This is a genomic window from Halomonas sediminis (assembly GCF_044871105.1).
GTDB classification, from domain to species: domain Bacteria; phylum Pseudomonadota; class Gammaproteobacteria; order Pseudomonadales; family Halomonadaceae; genus Vreelandella; species Vreelandella zhuhanensis.
In genome coordinates, this window is sequence record NZ_CP085246.1 from 2,306,117 (window position 1) to 2,323,893 (window position 17,777).

Genomic DNA, 17,777 nt, shown 5'->3' on the forward strand with positions numbered 1-17,777 from the left:
TCAGCGCACCATGTTAACCACACGGGTGAGTGCGGCCGCGAAAACGTCGACCTCTTCAAGGGTATTGTAAGCTGCAAAAGAGGCACGGCATGTAGCTTCGACTCCGAATTGCGCCAATAGCGGTTGAGCGCAATGATTGCCGGTACGTATGGCCACTCCAAGCTGATCGATCAATAGACCGATATCCTGGGGATGAGCGCCTTCCACCACGAATGACAGTACACCGGCCTTATGCGGGGCGGTCCCTATAATCCGCAGACCCTCGATGTCACTTACCGCCCGAGTCGCATGCTGCAACAGCTGCTGCTCCCAGGCACCGATGGCAAAAAGACCGATACTTTCCACCCACCTTAACGCCGCCCCCAGGGCGATCACTTCGGCAATCGGTGGCGTACCCGCCTCAAACTTGTGCGGCACAGCGGCAAAGGTAGTCGGCACATCGAACGATACGGTTTGAATCATTTCACCGCCGCCCTGCCATGGCGGCATCGCCTCAAGTAATTCGAGCTTGCCGTACAGCACGCCTACCCCGGTAGGACCATAAACCTTGTGGCCGGAAAACGCGTAGAAATCGGCGTCGATCTCGCGCACATCCACTATCTGATGCGGTGTCGCCTGGGCGCCATCGACCAGTATCAAAGCCCCATGAGCATGCGCCATGGCCGCCATCTCGCGTACCGGATTGATGGTTCCCAGCGCATTCGACACATGATTCACCGCCACCAGCCGCGTGCGCTCGGTCAACAAGGCCTGGTAGGCGCTGATATCCAGCACACCACGCTCATCCACCGGAATGACCTTGATCACCAGCCCCAACTCCGCCGCCAGCAATTGCCAGGGCACGATGTTGGAGTGGTGCTCAAGCATCGAGATCAGCACTTCATCACCGGGCTTCAGGTTGGCTCGGCCCCAGCTATTGGCGACCAGATTGATGGCTTCCGTGGTCCCGCGGGTGAAGATGATCTGGCGGCGATGCTCGGCATTGAGAAAGGCGCGTACGGTTTCGCGTGTGTCCTCATAAGCCACCGTGGCTTCATCCGCCAAGGTGTGCAGGCCACGATGAATATTGGCGTTGTAACGACTGTAATAGTCGCTGAATACATCGATCACCTGGCGTGGCGTCTGGCTGGTAGCCGCGTTATCCAGGTAGACCAAGGGCTTGCCATGAACCTGGCGTGAAAGAATGGGAAAATCCGCACGCACCTGCTCCACATCGAATGGCACGCTTTCCAGGATACGCTCAGGTGCACGGTCAATGGCGGATTGTGTCATGGCTACTCCTCGGCTTACGCCTCATTGAAGGCGGCGGCAATTTCCACCAACCCGGCCAGATTGAAACGTTCCGGCAGCTTACCGGCCACCGCTAGCTCGACTCTTTCGGTAATCGCATCGATATCTACCTGCTCCATGACTTCCCCAGCGAACGCCAGCGTCAGCAAGCCACGTGCGGTCTGCTCATCGATGCCCCGGGTACGCAACGCATAGATCGCTTCCTTGTCCAGCTGACCGGTGGTCGAACCGTGAGAACATTTGACGTCGTCGGCGTAGATCTCAAGTTCCGGCTTGGTATCGATCTCGGCGCGATCCGAAAGCAGGAGGTTGGCATTGCTCTGGAAGCCTTCGATTTTCTGGCTGTCACGCTTGACTACTACCTTGCCGTTGAATACGCCATGGGCGCGATCGTCCAGGATGCCCTTGTAATTTTCGTTGGAAAACGTCCGCGGCGCATTGTGGTTGGCCAATGTATGGTTATCCACGTGCTGACGACCCTGGCCATAGAACAGGCCATAGAAATTGGCTTCGGCACCCTGGCCATTAAGATCGGTCACCAGATCATTACGCACCAGGCCCCCACCCAGATTCAAGTTGTAGGAGGTATAACGACTGTCGCGACGCTGTTCCACATGAATGCTGGCAATGTGCAGGTCGGCAAGCGGTGCTTCCTGCAGCTTGTAGTGGGTCAGAATCGCACCACGATCGAGCATGATTTCTGCGACCAGGTTAGTGAAATTGGCCGCATCGCTATCGCCCATATGGTGCTCGATCACGGTCGCCTGGCTGCGTCCGGCCGCTTCAATCAGTACCCGGGGGTGACTCATCACCGGCTGCTCACCCGCGCGAGACACAAACTGCAGAATAATGGGCTTATCGACTACCGTTCCCGGCGCCAGACGAATCACCGCCCCTTCTTCCATGAACGCCGTATTGAGTGCCGAGAACGGCGAAAACTCCACGCCGGTCAAGCGACCCAAGGGCCCCCCTACCGCTTCGTGATTTTGTTCCAGTGCCTGGGAAAGCGGCATTACCTGAACGCTTTCGGGCAGCCCTTCCATATCCGAAAGCCTGGCGGAGAACACACCATCGACAAAGGTCAGCCGGTAGGCATCGATGGGCAAGGTCAGTGCCGCCGCCTTGGCCGAGGAATAGTCGGCGTCTTCCGCCAGCTCGAAGTGTCCCTGGGCGATCTGGCGCACATTGGTATATTTCCAGGCCTCATCGCGCCGGGTGGGAAAGCCCATGGCTTCGAAGCGTGCCGCACCGGCTTGGCGTCTAGCGGCAATCCAGGTCGGTTCCGAGCCACGCTGTGCGAGACGTTTTTTCAGTACGTCCAGAAAATGAATAACTTCGCTCATGCTGCCGGCTCCTCGACGATGTCTTCGTAACCTTGAACTTCAAGTTCCTTGGCAAGCTCGGCATCGCCACTCTTGACGATGCGTCCATCCATCAGGACGTGAACCTTGTCCGGCACGATGTAGTCCAGCAGCCGCTGATAGTGAGTTACCAAGAGAATGGCACGCTTGCTGTCTCTCAAGCTGTTGACGCCGTCGGCGACCACTCGCATGGCATCGATGTCCAGGCCGGAGTCGATTTCATCGAGCATCGCAAGCTTGGGTTGCAGCACCAGCATTTGCAGAATTTCGTTACGTTTTTTCTCACCACCGGAAAAACCTTCGTTCACCGCACGCTGCAGAAAGCTCGGGTCCATCTGCATCTGGGCGATCTTTTCCTTGACCAGTTTCATGAACTCGGGCGCTGGAATATCGCCTTCGCCGCGGGCCGCACGTTGGGCGTTCAATGCAGCCTTGAGCAGATAGATGTTCTTGACCCCCGGAATTTCCACCGGGTATTGGAAACCCAGCAACAAACCGGCCTGGGCACGCTCTTCGATTTCCATTTCGAGCACGTCCTGGCCCTCGAAAGTGATCGAGCCGGACGTCACCTCATAGCCTTCCTTGCCGGCGATGACCGCTGAAAGCGTGGACTTGCCCGCCCCGTTGGGGCCCATGATGGCGTGCACTTCGCCAGCCTTGATGGTCAGGTTCAAGCCTTTGAGAATTTCTTTCTTTTCGACAGTAACGTGCAGATCTTTGACTTCGAGCATGATGATTACCTTTGATCCTGACGAGCCGCCTCGGCGGCTTCGATAAATATGATGACCGACTATCCAGGCCTATTCGCCCCAATGGACGACGTCTTAACCCACGGCACCTTCCAGCGTGACGTTCAGCAGGGCTTCGGCTTCCACGGCGAATTCCATCGGCAATTCCTGGAATACATCCTTACAGAAGCCGTTGACGATCATGCTGACCGCATCCTCTTCGGAAATGCCCCGGCTGCGGCAATAAAACAATTGGTCCTCACCGATTTTCGAGGTGGTCGCTTCATGCTCGACGGTCGCCGTGCTGTTACCGATTTCCTGATAAGGGAAGGTATGCGCGCCGGAAGTATCGCCGATCAGCAGGGAGTCGCACTGAGTGAAGTTACGCGCGCCCTTGGCTCTTGGACCGATTTTGACCAGGCCACGGTAGGACTGATCCGAGCGTCCGGCGGAAATGCCCTTGGAAACGATATAGGAACGCGTGCCTTCGCCGATATGGATCATCTTGGTGCCGGTATCGGCCTGCTGGCGACCGTTGGTTACCGCAACCGAGTAGAATTCACCGACACTTTCCTTGCCGCGCAGCACACAGGAAGGATATTTCCAGGTAATTGCCGAACCAGTCTCGACCTGCGTCCAGCTGATCCGCGAACGGTCACCACGACAATCACCGCGCTTGGTGACAAAGTTGTAGATACCGCCTATGCCATTTTCATCACCGGGATACCAGTTCTGTACCGTGGAGTACTTGATGTAAGCATCCTCCAGGGCGACCAGCTCGACCACGGCGGCATGCAGCTGATTTTCATCGCGCATCGGCGCGGTGCAGCCTTCCAGATACGATACCTGGGCGCGGCTCTCGCAGATGATCAGGGTGCGCTCGAACTGACCGGTATTGGCGGCGTTGATCCGGAAATACGTGGACAACTCCATCGGGCAGGTCACACCTTCCGGCACGAACACGAAGGAGCCGTCTGTAAATACTGCCGAGTTGAGTGCCGCAAAGTAGTTGTCAGCCACCGGAACCACTGTGCCTAGGTACTGCTTGATCAGTTCCGGGTAGTCGCGGATCGCATCGGAAATCGAGCAGAAGATGACGCCGGCCTCGCCCAATTCCTTCTTGAAGGTGGTGGTGACCGACACGGAATCGAATACCGCATCCACCGCCACACCGGCGAGCGCCGCACGCTCATGCAGCGGAATACCCAGCTTCTCGTAGGTTTCCAGAAGTTTGGGATCGACTTCATCCAGGCTTTGCGGCATGTCTTCGGGGCGCTTGGGCGCGCTGTAATAAGAAATCGCCTGATAATCGATAGGCGGATAATCCAGATGCGCCCAGGATGGCGATTTCATTTTCAGCCATTGATGGTAAGCATCGAGACGCCATTGAAGCATCCAGTCCGGCTCGCCTTTCTTGTTGGAAATAAAGGCGATGGTGCTTTCATCCAGACCAGGCGGAACGGTTTCACTTTCAATGTCGGTAACGAAGCCTTCTTTATAATCGCGACGAACCAACTGTTCCATTTCTTCAGTTGCCATGGTAATTCCCCTCCCGGGCAGTTGGGTGGGCGAGCAACAGGCTCGCCGTAAGCTTTAAAATAATGAGCAACCTCAGGCCGACTCGGCCGCAAGACTGATACTTTGAATGGGTAGCTGTACCGGTAGCTTGATCGGTGCGGTGTCGGCCAGATGGGCCAGGGTGACGCTATCCAGCAATGAGCGGATAGCCAACGAGACTCGCTGCCAGTTATCCGATACACCGCAGGTAGCCGCCAGCTCACAGTCGCCCTCGGCCTGGCTGCATTCGGTCATGGCCACCGGGCCTTCAATGGCGGCGATGATATCAGCCGCCGTGATCTGGGATGCCGGTCGCGCCAGGCAATAGCCGCCCTGCGCGCCTCGCTGTGAAACCAAAAGGCCCGCGCGCACCAGCATTTTAAGTGTCTTGCTGACAGTCGGCTGTGGCAGCGTCACCGCCTGGGCCAGTTCAGCCGCCGCATGCGGCTTGTGCGGGTAACGCGCAATCTGGGCCATGACCACTGCCGCATAATCAGTCAACCGCGAAAGCTTGAGCATATTGGGTACCCCGGTGTGATTCACCTGAATGGGATTGATTGGGTACCATTTTAGTCCTGTATAAAAATGATGTGAAGCCCTTGAGCAAAATGCGCTGCAATTATTGTATTTTCCTGGCACGTTCGGCGCCATTACCAACAATAACGCCAATCATTCTCATTCATTATGAGCTGCCAGGATGGTCCTTCAAGCCACTTGCAGGGCGTCGAAGCTTTTTCTCCATACATAAAAAAACGCCCTGCAGCTTTTGGCCGCAGGACGTTTTGTCGGTATCGGCTCTCTCAAACCTTCTTGACAAACTCGGACTTCAATTTCATCGGGCTACCGTTTACGCCCCACCTGACTGGATAATTCAACCCCGCCGATAGGTACCGATCAGGCGGTTCATACCCAGAATATGCGGCTCCAGCTCCTCCAGCAGTTGAGGCAATGTCAGCCCCTCGGAAAGCTGCGTCATGTCATCCAGCGCCAGCACCCAGAAGTAATAATGGTGAATGCCATGACCCTCCGGGGGCATGGGGCCACCATAACCCAGTTTGCCAAAATCATTCTTGCCACCCGTTCCTTCCTGAGTGCCTTCTTCCAGCCGAGTGAGATCTCCCTGCAAGTTGTAAAGCACCCAATGGACAAAGCCGTAACTTCCATTTTGTACCAGCGGTGCATCCGGGTCATGGCAAATCAACGCAAAGCCTTGGGTGCCTTCCGGTGGTTGCTTCCAGCTCAGCGCCGGTGACACGTCTTCACCATCCCCGGTGTATTTTTTGGGAATCGCTTCGTGACTACCAAATGCATGGCTTTCCAATTGTATATCTGACAAGGCGAATGCCATTGGAATTACCTCCTTGAGAAATGAGCTGTGTGTTAAAAGAGTCGATGATCGTCCAAGGAGTGTCAACGTTACTGTCAACCCGAAAGCAATAAAGGCTATGCTGTAATCAAGCTAGTTTGTGTGCGTGGCTTTTCGCTTCACGCCTTTTTGTTAGATATCGAGGAGCCTCGACAGTGGCCGATATTAACCAAGTCATCGCTTTCTACGATCAACGCATGCTGGACCATGAGCCGAATATCGAAGCCGATTTTCTGAACGAGCGCATGGATCGACGCATCCGACTGCTACTTTCCGGTCTTGGCGTGCCCTGGAGGTACCCGGAACACCCCGGACGCTTGACCGCCATTCTCAACCTGCTGAACAGTGAACCGATTCCGGGGTTATTTTTTGAAGGCGGCCGAGTAGCCACGCATGAACAACTGGCCCGCGTGCATACCACTTCTTATCTGCACGATATCTTTCATTTACGCGGTACCAATACATGGCTTGATGTGGATACCACGGCGGTATCCCCCGGCAGTATCGAGGCCGCCGAAGTCGCGGCCGGCACCGCCATTGCAGCCGTTGAAGCCGTGATACAGGGGCGTTCGCGCAGCGCATTCGCTCTGACAAGACCGCCGGGACACCATGCTGAACCGGTTCGAGCGCGCGGCTTTTGCCTATTCAATAATGTCGCGGTGGCCGCAGCACATGCCAAGGAAGCGCTGGATTGCAAGCGCGTCTTGATCGTGGACTGGGATGCTCATCACGGCAACGGCACTCAGCAAATTTTCTGGGCCGACCCGGATGTCATGTTCTTCGATATTCATCGCGCAGCTCCCTTCTATCCCGGTTCCGGGCAGCTCGAAGATATCGGCGCCGGCCTGGGTGAAGGCACGACCATCAACGTTCCTCTGCCGGCAGGGTCGGGAGACCAGGCGTATCTCAAAGCCTTCCGTGAAATATTGACCCCGGCGGCAGAGGCGTTTCAACCGGATTTGATACTGGTATCAGCCGGCTTCGACCCCCATTGGCAAGACTTGGCACTGAACGTTTCCTATGAAGGTTTCGGGGCGCTGACCGGTATCCTGCAACAATTGGCGCAACGCCATTGCGATGGTCGTCTGGCATTTGTGCTTGAAGGAGGCTACAACCTGGAATCGCTGGCGAAAGGCACAAGAGCCGTGCTTTCGGTACTCGCCGGCCAAACACCGCCCGAACCCGGCATTTGCGGCGTGGCGGAAGTCGAAACTGCTGCGGCCTTCCATCGCGATGCTTTTATCAGCCCCGACACACCAGCGCCTCCAGCGAAGCCCGCCCACTGATGTCTCAAGAGCAATAACATCTGAGCAGCAAGTCGAACATCTGCTGATTTCATGCGAGCCACTCGCGTTCAGCGGAAAGGAGTCAACGACTCGCAGTTGTGGCGACTTCCCAGAAATTCGGGTCTTGGATTATTGCCGCAGAAAGGGCTGAGTAGCTGATTATCGACATGATTGTAAACAAAGAACAGATTGCTTCGCGGCCAGCAAGACATGTTGATGTTCGAGCCGTGAAGAGTATTGCACTCGAAAAGCACCAGTGAGCCCGCTTTTCCTTTCGGGGCTTTTATGCCTTCGTCGACCATCAGTTCACGCAGGCTGGTGTCGTCAGGAACGCCGACGTACTGGCTTTTGAGCGACTCCTTGTAATTATTTTCAGGCGTGCGCCCTACACAGGGAATGAAACGGTTATGCGAACCCGGCACCAACATCAAGGGGCCATTGAATTCATTGTTATCGGTCAGAATGATTGAGCAACTCAACGAGCGCATTCGTGGCATACCGTCTTCACTATGCCAAGTTTCAAAATCGGAATGCCAATCGAACCCCTTACCTTTAAAGCCGGGTTTGTAATTGATTCGTGATTGGTGAATATAGACATCACCGCCCAATAACTGCCAAACCATTTCCAGCAGACGCGGGTCTCGCGTCAAACGACTGAAACGTTCAGACACCTCATGAATGCCGAAAATAGACCTGATTTCCTGTCGTCCAGGCTCAAGAATGGCTCCCTCGGAAAGCTTGATGTCCTCATCGTCTTCATAGTCACTCAGCTCCTGAATGAACGCATCCATTTCTTCCTTGGAAAAAAAACTTTCAAAAAACAGAAAACCGTTTTTTTCGTATTCGACAAGTTGCTCTTCATTCAAAGGGCCCTTACTACGTTGCGCTCCTTCGCTGTGAACAACAGGATCAAGACGCTCGAACATGCTTAGCTTACGTTCCAACCGAGTGGGAAAAAGATCTTGAACATTATTCATAATCTCTCCTTTATGATAAGTCTCATGATGCCAAATCATGTTTGTCAATCACCTCCTGGTAATCTTTAATCAAAGTTAGACCGTCAATCTGTCTTCTGCAAAGCCACCCTTACTGAGCAGAAAGAAAATGTACTGCGAATAGGATGGGGCTCTCACCTATGAAACGATTACTGATAGTGGCTCATGCGCCCTCCCCCAACACCCTGAAACTGCGCGAGGCCGCCGAGCGTGGTGCAAGCCACCCGGATATCGAAGCAATCGAGGTCATCGTCAAGCCGCCGCTCGAAGCTGGGCCAGACGATGTAATGGCCTGCGATGCAATTCTTCTCGGCACCCCCGAAAACCTGGGCTACATGAGCGGTGCACTGAAAGATTTCTTCGACCGAAGCTACTATCCCGTTCTGGAGGAAAAACAAGGTTTGCCATGCGCGCTCTACATTCGCGCAGGCCGGGATGGCACCGGCACCCAACGGGCGGTGGAAAGTATCGTTACTGGCTTGCGCTGGAAGTGGGCTCAAGAACCCTTGATCCTGCGCGGTGAATGGCAGGAAAGCTTCGTGGAGGAAGTCGAGGAGTTGGGGCTGTATCTGGCGGCGGGCCTGGAAAGCGGGATTTTCTAAATAGCCAAAAAACCAGCCTCCCTTTGAGATTAACCCCGGGCAGGCTGGTCGATTGACAAGACGTTTATCGTACGCCGGGTTATTTCAAGCGTTCAAACACCGTGGCGACCCCTTGGCCCATGCCGATGCACATGGTGGCCAGTCCCAGGGTGGTATCACGTTGCTGCATCACATTGAGCAAGGTAGTGCAGATGCGCGAACCGGAACAGCCCAACGGATGACCCAAGGCAATCGCGCCGCCGTTGAGATTGACCTTGTCATCCAGTGCATCCAGAAAGCCGAGGTCCTTGAGTACCGGAATCCCTTGTGCGGCAAAGGCTTCGTTGAGCTCGACGGTCTGGATATCATCGCTGGTCAAACCGGCGGCCTTGAGCGCCTTCTTGGATGCAGGCACCGGGCCGTAGCCCATGATCGAGGCATCACAGCCTGCCACACCGGTGGAAAGCACCCGTGCTATCGGTTCCAGACCCAGCGCTTGAGCGCGCTCGTAGCTCATCACCGCCATCCCCGAGGCGCCTACGGAAAGTGCCGAGGAAGTGCCTGCGGTCACGGTACCGTTACGCGGGTCGAACACCGGCTTGAGATTAGCCATGGATTCCAGGCTGGAATCCGGCCGGATGACTTCGTCCTGCTTGACCATGACCTTGAAGCCGCGCTGGTCATGCCCTTCGATCCCGATGATCTCGTTATCGAAGTAACCTTTTTCCATCGCCGCCTGCGCCCGCTGGTGAGAGCGGACACCGAACCTGTCCTGTTCCTCGCGCGAGACGCCGTTCATCTTGCCCAGCAGCTCGGCGGTCAGGCCCATCATCATGGCGGCCTTTGCAACATGTTTGCTGGCCGAGGGATTGATGTCCACGCCGTGCATCATGGACACATGCTCCATATGCTCGACACCACCAATGATATAAAAATCGCCCATGCCCGCCTTGATATTGGCAGCGGCAATATGCAGTGCACTCATCGAAGAACCACACAGGCGGTTGACCGTTTGTGCCGGCACGCTATGCGGAATGCCGGTCATGATCGCGGCGTTACGCGCAATGTTATAACCTTGCTCAAGGGTCTGGTTGACACAGCCCCAAATCACATCGTCGACTTCGGACGGGTCAAGATTGGGATTACGCGTAAACAACGACTGCATGACGGCTGCGGACAGATTTTCTGCGCGCACATTACGGAAAGCGCCGTTTTTAACTTTTGCCATGGCAGTACGGACACAATCGACCACCACGATATCTCTGGGATTCAAACTCATCTTTGCTTTCTCCTGGTCGCGGTGGATTAGGCGGAATAAAAACGTTCGCCGGAATCGGCCATCTGGCGCAACTTGTCGGTGGGTGCATAGAGCGGGCCGAGTTCTTCGGAAAGGCTTTCGGCCCGCTTGACGAACTCGGCAACCCCCAACGCATCGATATAGCGCAGAGCACCACCGCGGAACGGCGGGAAGCCGATGCCATATATCAAGGCCATATCCGCTTCCGCCGGGGAATCAACGATACCGTCTTCCAGGCAGCGCACAGTCTCCAGACATAGCGGCACCATCATCCGGGCGATGATGTCATCATCGGAGAATTCCTTTTCCGCCTTGACCACCTGTTTGACCAAGGCGTTGGCCGCGTCATCGCTGACCTTTTTCGGCTTGCCCTTCTTGTCTTCCTCGTAAGCGTAAAAACCCTTGGCGTTCTTCTGCCCCAGGCGCTGGTTATCGACCATGATTTGGATAATGGTCTTGTCATCGCGCGCCATGCGCTCCGGAAAGCCTTCCGCCATTACCTCACCGGCATGCATGGCGATATCCATGCCCACCACATCCAGCAAATAAGCCGGGCCCATGGGCCAGCCGAATTTTTCCATCACCTTATCGACGCGCTGAAAATCAGCTCCTTGCTCGACCAGCAGATTGAAGCCGCCGAAATAAGGGAACAGCACCCGATTGACCAAAAAACCCGGGCAGTCATTGACCACAATAGGCGTCTTACCCATGGTGCGAGCGTACGCCACGGTGGCGGAGACGGCTGCATCAGAAGTTTTCTCGCCACGAATCACTTCCACCAGCGGCATGCGGTGCACCGGGTTGAAGAAGTGCATGCCACAGAAATTCTCGGGGCGCTTCAGGTTTTCCGCCAGGCGAGTGATTGAAATGGTCGAGGTATTGGAGGTCAGAATAGTGCTTTCCTTGACCTGGCCTTCCACTTCGCTGAGCACATTTCCCTTGACCTTGGAGTTCTCGACCACGGCTTCGATGATCAGGTCGACATCACCGAAATCACCATAGGAAAGCGTGGGCCGGATACTGGAAAGCTGTTCGGCCATCTTCTGGGGTGTGAGTTTCTTGCGCTCGACTTGCTTGGTAAATAGCTTACGGGCTTCCTTCAACCCAGCTTCCAGCGCCTCTTCCTTGATATCCTTCATCAAGATCGGCGTTCCCTTGGAAGCACTCTGGTAAGCAATGCCGCCGCCCATGGTGCCGGCCCCCAACACCCCGGTCAGGGCGAGGGACTGGGCCTGCTTCTCGTATTTTCCCGCCTTTTTCTTGACCAACTGATCGCTCATGAACAAGCCGACCAGATTGAAGGCCACATCACTCAGGGCCAATTTGGCAAAGGCTTTGGCCTCGATTGCCTGAGCGCGGCTGCGTTGTTCACCGGCGCCCTTCTGAATTACCTTGATCGCTTCGACGGGTGCCGGGTAATGGGGGCCTGCCTTACCTGCCACATACCCTTTGGCGGTCTCGAACGCCATCATCTGTTCGATGGGGTTAAGCTTGAGAGGCTGCTTCTTCTCGTCGCGGCGGGTTTGGTAGTCGAGCTCCCCGCTATCAGCACGCGCCAGAATGTCGAGTGCGGCGGCTTCCAGCTGGTCAGCGGGAACCACTGCATCCACAGCGCCCATCTTCAGCGCTGCGGATGCCTTGTTTTCGGTACCCCCGGCAATCCACTCGATGGCATTGTCAGCCCCAATCAGTCTCGGCAGGCGTACGCATCCGCCCCAGCCTGGCAAAATACCTAACTTGGTTTCCGGCAGACCGATCTTGGCGGATTCACTCATCACGCGAAAATCGGTGGTCAGCACTACTTCACAACCACCACCCAGCGCCAAGCCGTTGATAGCCGTCACGGTGGGAAATGGAAGGTCTTCAATCGCGTTGAAAATATCATGAACCTTGAGGTTCATTTCGACCAGGTAGTCTTCGCCCTTGTCGAACAGACCATGGAATTCGGTGATATCGGCGCCCACGATAAACACGTCCTTGGCGCTTGCGATTACCAAGCCCTTGAGGCTCTTTTCATCTTGCAGCGCTTGCACCGCTTCGCCCAGCTCTGCCACCACCGCGCTTGAGAGCTTGTTGATCGACTCATTTTTCAAGTCGAAGGTGAGCGTGGCGATATCATCGCTGCTGTTTCCAGCACCACGAGCCACCGTAATGGCATTACCTTGATAAATCATCCGCGATTCTCCACAAATTCATACTGGCCACGCATTCATACGGTCGTTTGATTAAGATAGCTTGGTTGAGTCGAGCGAGAACGTCAAGCCCTGAAAGGCACCTAATTGACAAAACATACGGGATTGGCTCACCCCAAGAAACGCTCAGACTGTTAGGATCACTTCTCATCTCAAACAAGGCGTTGGTTAATCATGCTCGTTTCCCCCAGCGTCACCCCGCTTCAGCGTTTCCAACAGGGTGTCGAATCGTTCGTTCAACACCTTAAGCCATGGCGTTGGTTATGGCCGCCCATGGCCTTTTGTGCAGGTTTAGGCAGTTTTTTTCTGGTGGATCGCCAGCAATGGCTGGGAGCCATCCTGGCACTAGGACTGCTTCTCACCTGGGTGCTGCTGCTGCTGGAAAGTATGATCAGGCGCTTTCTGGTTCGCCGGGGTCATTCGAGCCTGCCGCAAGGAATAACCGCCTTCATTAGCCAGATGGTTCATCAGGAAACGTTGTTTTTCACCTTGCCGTTCGTGCTGGTCACCACGGTATGGAGCAGCGGCCAAGTAGTGTTCACGCTAATGGTGGCGGGCATGGCGTTACTTTCCATCCTTGATCCACTGTATTTTCGCCTCGCCGGGCGCTTTCGCAGCCTTTATTTTGTCTTTCATGCCCACTGCGTGTTTCTAGTGGTGCTGGTAACGCTACCGATAATGTTTCAGCTGAGTACCGGGCTGAGCCTGAAACTGGCCCTACTTGCCATGGTGACCGTTACCCTCCCCACTTTTCTTCAATTACTCAGAGACCGCTCTACTCTGCAGGGGGTGATACTTTTCTGTTTAACCCTGCTCTTGGCGGGAGGTGCCTGGATGGGGCGTATCTGGGTGCCACCTACCGGCCTATGGATAACCGCCAGTGCATTGTCGCCCTCCTTTGATATCGAACAGCGCCAACCACAGGGTAGCATCGTCCTGACGCCGGAAAATCTCAGTGAAAACGGCTTGTATGTATATAGCGCCATTCGTGCGCCACGTGGATTGAGTGAGACGATCATTCATGAATGGCGCCATGAAAATGCAGTGATCGACCGTGTGGAGCTGGACATTGCCGGGGGACGAGAACAGGGATATCGCGCCTGGAGCCACAAGCAAAACTTTCCCGAAGCACCCGAAGGTGAATGGCGAGTCGATATCATGACTGATAGCGGTCAACGTATCGGGTTAGTAAGCTTTACCATTTCGGATGACCCTCAAAAAGCCACTGTCGCGGATGGCCAGATTAAGCGAACGGGGCTTAGCAAGCTGAACCTGAAGCATTTTGTTCCTGGCCAAGCCTTCTCAGTGGACGACTAGTCAAACCACAAGGGCTTACATGACACTTCCCACATGGCATTTTGCTGCTTTCATTGCGCTCGCTCACGATAAGCCTGGCGTATTTTCGGCACACTGACAGCTCTTGGAACTCGGCTTATAATGCCGCTGTCATTTTTTACCATTATTATTCGGCGTAACGTGACCTATGGCTTCAAACATCGGCTTCAGACTTGCCCGTCTTCCTCATCTTTGGCGTTCGATTCTCGATCGTCGCCTGGCACCTCTGGGATTGACGCAAACCCGCTGGGTAACCCTCTACCATCTTGGGCGCATGGGTGACGGCCAACCTCAGTGTGAACTGGCGCGTGCCATCGGCGTGGAGGCTCCTTCACTGGTGCGAACGCTGAGCCAACTGGAAGCGCAGGGTTTGGTGCAGCGACGCAGCTGTGAAAATGATCGCCGCACCAAGCGCGTGTATTTAACCGAAGCGGCCACACCATTGCTCGAGCAGATTGACAGCGTAGCCGCAGAGGCACGCAAGGAGATGCTGGCGGGACTGGCGGATGAGGATATAGAGCAACTGAACACTTGGCTGGCACGCATTGAAGAAAACGGCATGGCCATTCAAACCCGAGAATCATCCTCCTGAAAGAAGTGTTTTTACCCGGAATTAATTCAAGTATCTAAAGGTTTGTCGGGGCTGGCGGGGCGGGGTTGGTCACTATGACCTGCCAGCGCATCCCGCAGCGCCTGAAAGTCGTCAAGATACTTCAGGAAACGCTCGGCCCCTTGCGATTCCCACCACCAAATCATCAAGGCGGAGCGATTCGACTCGACGATAACGACATCCTGGGGCAAACGCTCCAGCAAGGCGACGAAATGCCGTTCCGCCTGCTCAGGCAAGGGGCGTAACGGCGCAACACGCCAGCGCCACCCGGGTAAATAAACCTCCAATGCTTCGCTGGCGTGAGTCTCACGAACCAGTACAAAATCTGGGCCCGGCGCCTGGTCAGGATACTTCCAACAATAGGCAGGCATCGTGCCTTTGAAGTCATGTAGCGGCGGTTTTTCCATCTTGATGGTAACGCCGTGTTGGCGCAGCGTATTGCGCAAATGCACCAGACGCTTCTGGCGGGGGCTGGGCTTGAGCCACATCACCGGCGCCGCAACCATCATCAAGATAAAAACGATGATGAACCATTCCATTTTATTTTCCCTGTTGCCTTAGTAGTGTTTATCCAACATTTTCTCTGGAATACGATAAAATCTGATGCATGTCGTTGTTACATATCCCCAACACGCCTAAAGTAAAGGAAAACCTGAAGGAAAAGAAAGCTTTCAGCTACTGTTCTACCTTCGCTCCCCGAGGAGATGTGCCATGAGCTATCACCATATTCTGGTCGCAGTGGATCTGACCAAGGATTCTCATAAAGTGCTTGAACGTGCCGTTGGCATCGCCGAGCGCAACGAGAACGCCAAGATTTCTATCATGCATACCTTGGAACCACTGGGATTCGCCTATGGCGGCGACATCCCCATGGACCTTACCAGCATCCAGGATCAACTGGATGACCATGCCAAGAAACGGTTAGCAGAAATCGCCGAGCCCCATATCCCCAGCCAGGACCAGCATGTCGTCGTGGGTATGCCGGACACCGAAATTCATCGATTCGCCGAGGAGCACGACGTAGACCTTATTGTCGTCGGTTCTCATGGCCGACATGGCTTTGCTCTACTGCTGGGTTCTACCTCCACCGGGGTACTTCATGGCGCTGAGTGCGATGTACTGGCCGTGCGAGTCGGCAAGAAAGGCGAAAAAAGCGAAGAGTAGCGTTTCGAATGTTTTCAGACCAAAGGCGCCTGATGGCGCCTTTTTGCTTTCAACCTTTACGGTTTCCACACACTATTCGCCTGCCGCCATTGCCTCCAGCTCCATCCAACGTTCCATGGCAGCTTCCAGCGCATTCTGGCTATCACTCAGTTTTTGCAAGGTGATGGTTACCGTTTCGCTATCCTGCTGATAAAACGCAGGGTCAGCAATGTTCTGCTCCATTGCCTGTATCTCGCCCTCCAGGCGTTCGATCTCCAGCGGCAAGCTATCCAGCTCACGCTGTAACTTGTAGGAAAGCTTGACCGCTTTCTTAGCGGGTGCCGCTGCCTGATTTTTTTTGGCAGCAGGCTCTGGCACTGCGGTGGGCTCGGTATTCTGACGAGCGGCGCCTTGCCAAGGCGCGGGGGGTAATGTGCCGCCCTGCCGCACCCAGTCGGTGTAACCGCCCACGTATTCACGCACACGGCCCTCACCTTCAAACGCCAGAATACTGGTCACGACGTTATCCATGAACGCCCGGTCGTGGGAAACCAGCAATAAAGTGCCGTCGAAGTCCAGTAGCAGCTCTTCGAGCAGCTCCAGGGTTTCCATGTCTAGATCGTTAGTCGGCTCATCGAGTACCAGGACGTTGGCCGGCTGGGTAAACAGTTTGGCTAACAGCAAACGATTGGACTCCCCACCGGACAGCGCCTTGACCGGCTGGCGTACCCGCTCCGGGGTAAACAGGAAATCCTGCAGGTAACTCATTACGTGGCGATCCTTGCCCCCTACCGTGACCCTGTCGCTGCCTTGAGCGACATTGTCGTAGACGGTCTTGTTCGGCTCCAGCCCCGCCCGCAACTGATCGAAGTACGCCACCTTCAAGTTGGTACCCAGACGCACGTCGCCTTCGGTGGGCTCCAGTTGGCCCAGAAGGATCTTGAGCAGCGTGGTCTTGCCCGCGCCATTGCGCCCCAGAAAGCCGATCCGGTCGCCGCGCTGAATTTCCAGGCTGAGGTTGTCGATAATGGTTTCTTCGCCGAAGCGCTGAGTGACGCCCTTAAGTTCCACCACACGCTTGCCAGTGCGCTCACCGCTATCCACCACCAAGTTAGCCTGGCCCTGGCGTTCACGGCGCTGGCTACGTTCCATGCGCATCTGCTCAAGCTCCCGCACCCGGCCTTCGTTGCGGGTACGCCGCGCTTTGACCCCTTGGCGAATCCAGACTTCTTCCTGGGCCAGTTTCTTGTCAAACAACGCATGCTCCCGAGCCTCAACTTCCAGCTCGTGTTGCTTGCGCTCCTGATATTCGACATAGCTGCCTGGATAACGCCCCAGCTTTCCTCGATCAAGCTCAAGGATGTTGGTAGCCAGCTTGGACAGGAAGGTACGGTCGTGGGTAATCAATAGCACCGCACCATTGAACGCCAATAATTGCTCTTCAAGCCAGGCGATGGTATCCAGATCCAAATGGTTGGTGGGCTCATCCAGCAATAGCAGGTCCGGCTCGGCAACCAGAGCGCGGGCCAGAGCCACGCGACGCCGCCAGCCACCCGAAAGTGCATTCATTTCAGCTTCCGGCGGCAATCCCAAACGGGTCAAGATGACGTCGATGCGCTGGTGAAACGACCATCCATCAATGGCTTCCAGGCGAGTCTGCAGCGTCGCCATGCGGTTCATGTCCGGCTCATCCTGATGAATCAGATGATTGTACTCGGCCAATATCTCACCCGCCTCCGGCAAGCCTTGGGCGACCATATCGAAGATGGTCATGCCGGATGACTCGGGGAGTTCCTGAGCCAGCACCCCGATCTTCAGCCCGGGAGCGCGCCAGATCGTGCCTTCGTCAGGCAGGATTTCGCCCGCCACCAACTTCAGCAAAGTGGATTTGCCGGTACCGTTGCGCCCGACCAGCCCCAGCCGCTCGCCCTTCTCCACCGTCAAGTCGGCGCGGTTTAGCAGTACATGGGTGCCATAGGCGAGTTGAAGCTGTTCCAGTCGTAGCAAGGTCACGCAGTATCCTCCCGGTTTTCAAT

At 55.4% G+C, this 17,777-nt stretch carries 16 protein-coding genes; 5 read left to right on the plus strand and 11 right to left on the minus strand.

Features of this window, described 5'->3' with window-relative positions; all coding sequences use genetic code 11:
• From LG290_RS10955 to LG290_RS10980, 6 genes are all read right to left on the minus strand, one after another.
• Entirely contained in the window at positions 1-1,272 is a 1,272-nt protein-coding gene (locus tag LG290_RS10955) for a cysteine desulfurase (protein ID WP_160419686.1), read from the minus strand.
• Between the two features lie 14 nt (positions 1,273-1,286).
• Positions 1,287-2,633, minus strand: coding sequence for a Fe-S cluster assembly protein SufD (gene sufD / locus LG290_RS10960; protein ID WP_160419687.1), 1,347 nt, complete (start codon positions 2,631-2,633; stop codon positions 1,287-1,289).
• Positions 2,630-3,382 carry a Fe-S cluster assembly ATPase SufC gene (gene sufC / locus LG290_RS10965; protein ID WP_160419688.1) on the minus strand — a complete coding sequence of 251 codons (753 nt, stop codon included), beginning with the start codon at positions 3,380-3,382 and terminating at the stop codon, positions 2,630-2,632. Before sufC ends, sufD begins: the two co-directional genes overlap by 4 nt.
• Positions 3,383-3,475: 93 nt before the next feature.
• A complete protein-coding gene (gene sufB, locus LG290_RS10970) occupies positions 3,476-4,918 on the minus strand; it encodes a Fe-S cluster assembly protein SufB (RefSeq protein ID WP_160419689.1) in 1,443 nt (480 codons plus the stop codon).
• Positions 4,919-4,990: 72 nt separating this feature from the next.
• Positions 4,991-5,455: an SUF system Fe-S cluster assembly regulator gene (locus LG290_RS10975; RefSeq protein ID WP_160419690.1), complete on the minus strand. Its 465-nt coding sequence runs from the start codon at positions 5,453-5,455 to the stop codon at positions 4,991-4,993.
• Positions 5,456-5,807: 352 nt separating this feature from the next.
• Positions 5,808-6,284, minus strand: coding sequence for a YbhB/YbcL family Raf kinase inhibitor-like protein (locus LG290_RS10980; protein ID WP_499834860.1), 477 nt, complete (start codon positions 6,282-6,284; stop codon positions 5,808-5,810).
• 173 nt (positions 6,285-6,457) lie between these two features.
• Here LG290_RS10980 and LG290_RS10985 point away from each other — a divergent pair, with 173 nt between their 5' ends.
• Positions 6,458-7,588, plus strand: a complete 1,131-nt coding sequence (locus LG290_RS10985) for a histone deacetylase family protein (RefSeq protein ID WP_319928136.1) — start codon at positions 6,458-6,460, stop codon at positions 7,586-7,588.
• Positions 7,589-7,656: 68 nt separating this feature from the next.
• Here the strand turns inward: LG290_RS10985 and thpD are convergent, their stop codons facing one another.
• Entirely contained in the window at positions 7,657-8,604 is a 948-nt protein-coding gene (thpD, locus tag LG290_RS10990; protein WP_499834861.1) for an ectoine hydroxylase, read from the minus strand.
• A gap of 119 nt (positions 8,605-8,723) precedes the next feature.
• Between thpD and LG290_RS10995 the strand changes: the two genes are divergently transcribed.
• Positions 8,724-9,185, plus strand: coding sequence for a flavodoxin family protein (locus LG290_RS10995; protein WP_160419692.1), 462 nt, complete (start codon positions 8,724-8,726; stop codon positions 9,183-9,185).
• Positions 9,186-9,264: 79 nt separating this feature from the next.
• On the opposite strand, the gene fadA is transcribed toward LG290_RS10995, so the two are convergent.
• The gene (gene fadA, locus LG290_RS11000) at positions 9,265-10,443 is read right to left on the minus strand and encodes an acetyl-CoA C-acyltransferase FadA (RefSeq protein WP_499834862.1); all 1,179 of its coding nucleotides are present in this window, start codon (positions 10,441-10,443) and stop codon (positions 9,265-9,267) included.
• Positions 10,444-10,469: 26 nt separating this feature from the next.
• Positions 10,470-12,635, minus strand: coding sequence for a fatty acid oxidation complex subunit alpha FadB (gene fadB, locus LG290_RS11005; protein ID WP_499834863.1), 2,166 nt, complete (start codon positions 12,633-12,635; stop codon positions 10,470-10,472).
• 192 nt (positions 12,636-12,827) lie between these two features.
• On the opposite strand from fadB, the gene LG290_RS11010 reads away from it, so the two are divergent.
• On the plus strand, positions 12,828-13,970 hold the full coding sequence (locus LG290_RS11010; protein ID WP_499834864.1) for a DUF5924 family protein: 1,143 nt from the start codon (positions 12,828-12,830) through the stop codon (positions 13,968-13,970).
• A 166-nt stretch (positions 13,971-14,136) separates the two neighbouring features.
• Positions 14,137-14,580: a transcriptional regulator SlyA gene (slyA, locus tag LG290_RS11015; protein ID WP_499834865.1), complete on the plus strand. Its 444-nt coding sequence runs from the start codon at positions 14,137-14,139 to the stop codon at positions 14,578-14,580.
• Positions 14,581-14,606: 26 nt separating this feature from the next.
• Here slyA and LG290_RS11020 read toward each other — a convergent pair whose 3' ends face one another.
• Positions 14,607-15,137 (minus strand): preprotein translocase subunit YajC, encoded by a 531-nt coding sequence (locus LG290_RS11020; RefSeq protein WP_499834866.1) that lies wholly within the window; start codon positions 15,135-15,137, stop codon positions 14,607-14,609.
• A 172-nt stretch (positions 15,138-15,309) separates the two neighbouring features.
• On the opposite strand from LG290_RS11020, the gene LG290_RS11025 reads away from it, so the two are divergent.
• Positions 15,310-15,762 carry a universal stress protein gene (locus LG290_RS11025; protein ID WP_160419698.1) on the plus strand — a complete coding sequence of 151 codons (453 nt, stop codon included), beginning with the start codon at positions 15,310-15,312 and terminating at the stop codon, positions 15,760-15,762.
• A gap of 72 nt (positions 15,763-15,834) precedes the next feature.
• On the opposite strand, the gene LG290_RS11030 is transcribed toward LG290_RS11025, so the two are convergent.
• A complete protein-coding gene (locus LG290_RS11030) occupies positions 15,835-17,754 on the minus strand; it encodes an ATP-binding cassette domain-containing protein (RefSeq protein WP_499834867.1) in 1,920 nt (639 codons plus the stop codon).
• Positions 17,755-17,777 lie beyond the last annotated feature (23 nt).

Excerpts from the sequence above, each read along its gene's own strand:
- LG290_RS10955 (WP_160419686.1), bottom strand. The coding sequence starts at position 1,272 with ATGACACAATCCGCCATTGACCGTGCACCTGAGCGTATCCTGGAAAGC.
- sufD (WP_160419687.1), bottom strand. The coding sequence starts at position 2,633 with ATGAGCGAAGTTATTCATTTTCTGGACGTACTGAAAAAACGTCTCGCA.
- sufC (WP_160419688.1), bottom strand. The coding sequence starts at position 3,382 with ATGCTCGAAGTCAAAGATCTGCACGTTACTGTCGAAAAGAAAGAAATT.
- sufB (WP_160419689.1), bottom strand. The coding sequence starts at position 4,918 with ATGGCAACTGAAGAAATGGAACAGTTGGTTCGTCGCGATTATAAAGAA.
- LG290_RS10975 (WP_160419690.1), bottom strand. The coding sequence starts at position 5,455 with ATGCTCAAGCTTTCGCGGTTGACTGATTATGCGGCAGTGGTCATGGCC.
- LG290_RS10980 (WP_499834860.1), bottom strand. The coding sequence starts at position 6,284 with ATGGCATTCGCCTTGTCAGATATACAATTGGAAAGCCATGCATTTGGT.
- thpD (WP_499834861.1), bottom strand. The coding sequence starts at position 8,604 with ATGATTTGGCATCATGAGACTTATCATAAAGGAGAGATTATGAATAAT.
- LG290_RS10995 (WP_160419692.1), top strand. The coding sequence starts at position 8,724 with ATGAAACGATTACTGATAGTGGCTCATGCGCCCTCCCCCAACACCCTG.
- fadA (WP_499834862.1), bottom strand. The coding sequence starts at position 10,443 with ATGAGTTTGAATCCCAGAGATATCGTGGTGGTCGATTGTGTCCGTACT.
- fadB (WP_499834863.1), bottom strand. The coding sequence starts at position 12,635 with ATGATTTATCAAGGTAATGCCATTACGGTGGCTCGTGGTGCTGGAAAC.
- LG290_RS11010 (WP_499834864.1), top strand. The coding sequence starts at position 12,828 with ATGCTCGTTTCCCCCAGCGTCACCCCGCTTCAGCGTTTCCAACAGGGT.
- slyA (WP_499834865.1), top strand. The coding sequence starts at position 14,137 with ATGGCTTCAAACATCGGCTTCAGACTTGCCCGTCTTCCTCATCTTTGG.
- LG290_RS11020 (WP_499834866.1), bottom strand. The coding sequence starts at position 15,137 with ATGGAATGGTTCATCATCGTTTTTATCTTGATGATGGTTGCGGCGCCG.
- LG290_RS11025 (WP_160419698.1), top strand. The coding sequence starts at position 15,310 with ATGAGCTATCACCATATTCTGGTCGCAGTGGATCTGACCAAGGATTCT.